This window comes from Eubacterium sp. CAG:156 (assembly GCF_000434315.1).
Lineage (GTDB): Bacteria > Bacillota > Clostridia > Lachnospirales > Lachnospiraceae > Eubacterium_U > Eubacterium_U album.
In genome coordinates this window covers 1-5,176 of sequence record NZ_FR878139.1, presented here as the reverse complement: position 1 = coordinate 5,176, position 5,176 = coordinate 1, and the positions used below count along the sequence as shown (strand labels likewise).

The window sequence follows — 5,176 nt, the reverse complement described above, 5'->3', positions numbered from 1 at the left end:
AAGCAACTTAGGTTGCTTGTTTTTTTATATAGAAAATTAAAGTAAAGAAATGTATGGGTGGTTATATGAATAATAAATGGTTAAGTATAATTCTCTTTTCCGGGATATTTAGTTTAATAGGTTTTATATTTTTTCTAATAGGGCTATTAATGTTTAGGCACATGAATAAAAAAGAAAAAAGATGTATTTTAAAAACATATGGTATTGTAAAGGACGTTGTTAAACATAAAAGTTATAATAGTGATAGTGTTAAAAGTTCAGGATATTATCCTATATTTGAATATCATGTAGGTGATGTTACAATTACAAAAGAATCAGCTTATGGTAGTGGTAAACCAAGATATAAAAAAGGGCAGAACGTGGAAATATATTATAATCCACAAAAATGTAGTGAATATTATATAAAAGATGATAAGTTACCCCATATTTTAGCAAAAGTGTTTACCATAGTTGGGGCGTTTTGATAGGTATTGCTTTTATATCTGCTGTTTTAATATTTATACTTTACAAGTAAATTACTTAATATGCTATAAAATGATGCTATAAAACATAAGGTTATATGAATTAAATTAAGATATTAAAAATTAGGTTGGTACGCAGATAAATTGGTAAAAATGATTCATAGAGTACGCATATAAATAGCAGATAAATACATAGAGAAATTAAAAAATGTGTTGACAGTAAAATGGTGTTACGCTATACTATTTTAGTATGACGTGTAATGCGTAGGTTTAATGCTCAGCCATTAGCCCCGGTGAAGCATTTAACATATATTTATTTAATAAGAATGAAGAATATTTCAGGAGGTAAACCAATGAAAACATATATGGCAAGTCCATCAACAATTGAAAGAAAATGGTATGTAGTTGATGCTACAGGATATACATTAGGTCGTTTATCATCAGAAATCGCTAAAGTATTAAGAGGTAAGAACAAACCACAGTTCACACCACACATTGATACTGGTGATTATGTAATAGTTATAAATGCAGAAAAGATTGCAGTAACAGGTAAGAAATTAGAACAGAAGATGTACTACCATCATTCAGATTATGTAGGAGGAATGAAGGAAGTTACTCTTAAGGAAAAATTAGAAAAGAAACCTGAAACAGTTATTGAACTCGCAGTTAAAGGCATGCTTCCAAAGGGACCTTTAGGAAGAGAAATGTACAAAAAACTTTATGTTTACGCTGGAAATGAGCATCCACATGCAGCTCAGAAGCCAGAAGTATTAACATTTTAGTGACTGAAAGGAGGAAATAAACAATGGCAGTAGAAAAGTATTATGGAACAGGTAGAAGAAAGAGCAGTGTTGCTAGAGTATATTTAATGCCTGGTAAAGGAAATATCACAATCAACAAGAGAAGTATCGATGAATACTTCGGTTTAGATACATTAAAAGTTATCGTACGTCAGCCATTAAACGCTATTGATGCTTTAGATAAGTTTGACGTAATCGTAAGTGTACACGGTGGTGGATACACAGGACAGGCTGGTGCCATCAGACACGGTATCTCAAGAGCTTTATTAGAAGTTGATTCAGATGCTTACAGACCAATTCTTAAGAAAGCTGGATTCTTAACAAGAGATCCAAGAATGAAAGAAAGAAAGAAACCAGGTCTCAAAGCAGCTCGTAGAGCACCACAGTTCTCAAAGAGATAGGAAATCGAATATTTCAAATATACAGAAAACTCTCAGAAACTTTGTTTTTGGGGGTTTTCTTATTTTGAAAAATGAAAATTCCTTTAAATTTGAAATAAGAATAAAAAAGAGTTAAAATTTGGAACAGTGCATTATTTTAAAATAAGACAAAGGAGATGCTAACGTATTAAGAAAAATAAATGAAATAATAAAGAAGGGGAATTATTTACAAGAATTACAATTTAAATATTAGGTTTATTTATTATGACATTAGGAATTTAAATGTCTGTCAAATCTAATTTTGGTGTATCACCGGTAAGCTCAATTCCGTATACAATTACGTATATGACAGGTTTAGAAATGGGAAAGGCAACAATTCTTTTTCATATTGGATTGGTTGTATTACAGATTATTAATTTAAGAAAAGATTTTAAAATTAAAAATCTGTTGCAACTAGTTGTAGGAGTAATATTTGGATATTTTACTACATTTTCAAATTATTTGTTTTCATTTTTACCACAAACGGATGATATCGCGATTCATACAATAATGATGGTAGAAAGTGCCGCTTTAATAGCAGTAGGTATATTTTTCTATCTTCCAGCGGATATTGTTCCATTAGCAGGAGAAGGTGCAGTGTAGGCAATAGCTGATAAAACAAATATAGAATTTAGCAAATTTAAAATGAGATTTGATATTTCAATGGTAGCAATTTCGTTAATTACTTGTTTAATTGTACTTAAGGCATTAGGCTCTGTTGGAATAGGAACGATAGTTGCGGCAGTTTTAGTGGAAGCATTTCTCGGATTAATAACTAAAATGTTTGGTGAAAAACGAGATACTATTTTGTTAAAAAACAATATGAATATTGAATAGAGAACTTTTTAATAAAATTAGTATAAAAATAGAAAAGTTATTAATTAAGTACAGTAAAAATTTTAATTAAAAAAAGATAATTAAACGAAAAGAACGCAAGTAAAGCGAATAGCTTATAATTTAATAGTTTTAATATTTATAAATTTGTTTATAAATGATGTCTGAAAATAATGAGATGAACCATTTATACTAAATAATTAGTTAGAAGTGGAGTCAGCAAATATCAGACATCTTTTATTATTGAGAAATTTTGCATAAATTTATTTAAATGAAATACGAACTGATGGTTTTAATCTTCAAATCAGCAGTATATAAAATGAAAGCGGGAAAAGCAAAACAGAAGTTAGGTTTACATTCAAATTAAAAAATAATTAAAAAAGTTGAATACTTTTCTTTTACTAAATCGTTATATATTATAGAGGGGTAAAAATAAGAAAGGAGAGTTAAATCGTGGAACAGATAAATCAAGATAATTATTTTGAAGATTTATTAACTAAATATGAGAAATTGGTTTTTTCAATATGCTATCGAATGACAAATAATTATTTTGATGCTCAGGATTTAACACAGGAGACTTTTTTTTCAGTATATAGAGTTATAGAATCCTTTGATAAGAAAAATGAAAAAGCATATATTACAAGGATAACTACAAATAAGTGTCTGGACCATTTGAAAAAAGCTGAGAGAAGAACAATACCAAGTGGGGATGAAGAACTTGAAAGGGGAAGTCCTCCGGTAGATTCGGCTGAAAATCAGGTTATGGAAATAGTTGTTATGGAACAGTTGGAAAAATGTTGTAACAAGCTTAAGGAACCATATAAAACTATTGCTTTTGAATACTTTTATAAGGGAAAAACAGCTAAAGAAATAGCAATACAGAAAAATGTAAATTTACATACGGTGCAAACTCAAATAGGAAGAGTAAGAAAAGTACTCAAAAAATTGTGGCAGGAGGAAACAAAATGAACGGAGTTCATTTTCTTATAAATGTTTCCGACGTTTAGCCGCTGACCGAAGGGAGGGGCAATACAAAGAAGGAGGAATTGTGATGAATCATTTGAAAGATGAAGAAATAATTTCATATTATAACCATAAATTAGAGCAAAATGAAGAAATGAATTTGATTGAGCATGTGGCAGGATGTACAGAGTGTGCAGAAAGATTTGCAAATCTTTTCCCTGTTGAGGAATTAATAGAGCCAACTGATAATTTACAGAATGAAATAGAAGCTAAATTAAATGATGAGAAATATCAGAAAAGGGTAAAAACAAGCGGTGAAAAGCATGAATCAAAAGCCAAAATCATACCATTAACAAAATATAAAAGTAAAAAAACAGAATGGTTTTCATATAGTTCAAAGGTTGTTGTTGCTGCAGGAATTGCTGTACTTATGGTGTTTAATATGGATTCAATTAAGCCAAATTTAATCGGAACTAAAATAGAAACAATGAAACAGTTAAATAACAAATTTTCGATATCAAGAATGTTACAGCAGTCTACGGAAAAGATAGGAGCCGGAATGAAAAATATATCCGGAGGAATAGCCGAAAATTTAGAATTTGATAAAGGAGTGTATAACGATGAAAAGACAAAGAAATAAGTTTTGGAATTTTTGTTTGGCATGTATGCCTGGTGCAGGTCAGATGTATTTAGGATTTTTTAAACAGGGAATTAGCTTAATGACTATATTTATGGGATGTTGTGCATTAATTTCATTAATTGGAGTAGATGCAATTGCATTTGCACTTCCTATTGTATGGTTTTATGCTTTTTTTGATGCAATAAATAAAAATTCATTACCGGCTGATCAGTTCGAAAAATTAGAAGATGATTGGTTATTTATTAAAAATACAGATGAATTTAAACTTAATTTTAAGAAAGTAAGAATTGTAGTAGCAGTGATATTAATTCTTATAGGTATAAATTCTTTATATAATGGCGCATTAAGTTTTTGTATTCAGTTGGGAATAGATTTAGATAATACAATATTTGGACTAATAAGATATGTGTTACCTAAAGTAGTATTTTCAGTATTAATAATAGGAGTAGGTATTTACTTAATTATAGGTAAAAGAAAATCAATATATGAAAATATAAATACAGATGAAAAAGATTTAGATAAAGACTTAGAGATTATAAAAGATGAAATTATTGAAAAAGAAAAAGACGAAAAAGATGAAATATTAAGCGATTAAGGGGGAATAATAAATGAAGGAAAGAAGAGTAGGTACATTTACATTTGGAATAAGCCTGATACTTTTTGGTGTGTTATTTTTAATTAAAACAATATTTAAAAGTTTTAATTATGCATTTATTTTTCATATGTGGCCAATTATGCTGATTATGTTAGGAGGAGAAATTATATATTATACTTTAAGATTTAATGACAAACATTTCAAGTATGATATTGGTGGAATGTTTATGATATGTTTTCTTATCCTATTTGCGATGGGGATGGCAGGTGTGGAATTTTTGATGGACAATTATCCTCAATATATTCAGTTGTAATGTGTAATATTATTTGAGGCTAATAGGTTAAATATAAAGAAGTGTTTTAGTATAAGATATTTTAAATGTATTGTAAAAGGTAAATAAAAGTAAATTTTAAATATAACCGGTCGGGGATGCAAATGATATGCTCCCTGTCAAGTAGACAGAT

At 29.0% G+C, this 5,176-nt stretch carries 9 protein-coding genes; all 9 read left to right on the top strand.

Translation table 11 applies throughout. From position 1 onward, the window contains the following. Window positions 1-65 precede the first annotated feature (65 nt). Window positions 66-464, top strand: coding sequence for a DUF3592 domain-containing protein (locus ABMA45_RS02205; protein ID WP_348029898.1), 399 nt, complete (start codon window positions 66-68; stop codon window positions 462-464). Window positions 465-814: 350 nt separating this feature from the next. Beyond that, window positions 815-1,243 carry a 50S ribosomal protein L13 gene (gene rplM / locus ABMA45_RS02200; protein ID WP_022088248.1) on the top strand — a complete coding sequence of 143 codons (429 nt, stop codon included), beginning with the start codon at window positions 815-817 and terminating at the stop codon, window positions 1,241-1,243. A 23-nt stretch (window positions 1,244-1,266) separates the two neighbouring features. Further along, complete coding sequence (gene rpsI, locus ABMA45_RS02195) at window positions 1,267-1,662, top strand: 30S ribosomal protein S9 (RefSeq protein ID WP_022088247.1); 396 nt, start codon at window positions 1,267-1,269, stop codon at window positions 1,660-1,662. Window positions 1,663-1,923: 261 nt separating this feature from the next. Continuing rightward, window positions 1,924-2,283 carry a DUF6198 family protein gene (locus tag ABMA45_RS02190; protein WP_022088246.1) on the top strand — a complete coding sequence of 120 codons (360 nt, stop codon included), beginning with the start codon at window positions 1,924-1,926 and terminating at the stop codon, window positions 2,281-2,283. Window positions 2,284-2,325: 42 nt separating this feature from the next. Further along, window positions 2,326-2,517, top strand: coding sequence for a hypothetical protein (locus tag ABMA45_RS02185; RefSeq protein WP_022088245.1), 192 nt, complete (start codon window positions 2,326-2,328; stop codon window positions 2,515-2,517). 450 nt (window positions 2,518-2,967) lie between these two features. Further along, window positions 2,968-3,483 (top strand): RNA polymerase sigma factor, encoded by a 516-nt coding sequence (locus ABMA45_RS02180; protein WP_022088244.1) that lies wholly within the window; start codon window positions 2,968-2,970, stop codon window positions 3,481-3,483. Window positions 3,484-3,565: 82 nt separating this feature from the next. Then, entirely contained in the window at window positions 3,566-4,117 is a 552-nt protein-coding gene (locus tag ABMA45_RS02175; protein WP_022088243.1) for a hypothetical protein, read from the top strand. After that, window positions 4,098-4,712, top strand: a complete 615-nt coding sequence (locus ABMA45_RS02170; protein WP_022088242.1) for a hypothetical protein — start codon at window positions 4,098-4,100, stop codon at window positions 4,710-4,712. The genes ABMA45_RS02175 and ABMA45_RS02170 overlap by 20 nt, the downstream gene beginning before the upstream one ends. 13 nt (window positions 4,713-4,725) lie before the next feature. Then, window positions 4,726-5,025, top strand: coding sequence for a LiaF transmembrane domain-containing protein (locus ABMA45_RS02165; protein WP_022088241.1), 300 nt, complete (start codon window positions 4,726-4,728; stop codon window positions 5,023-5,025). Window positions 5,026-5,176 lie beyond the last annotated feature (151 nt).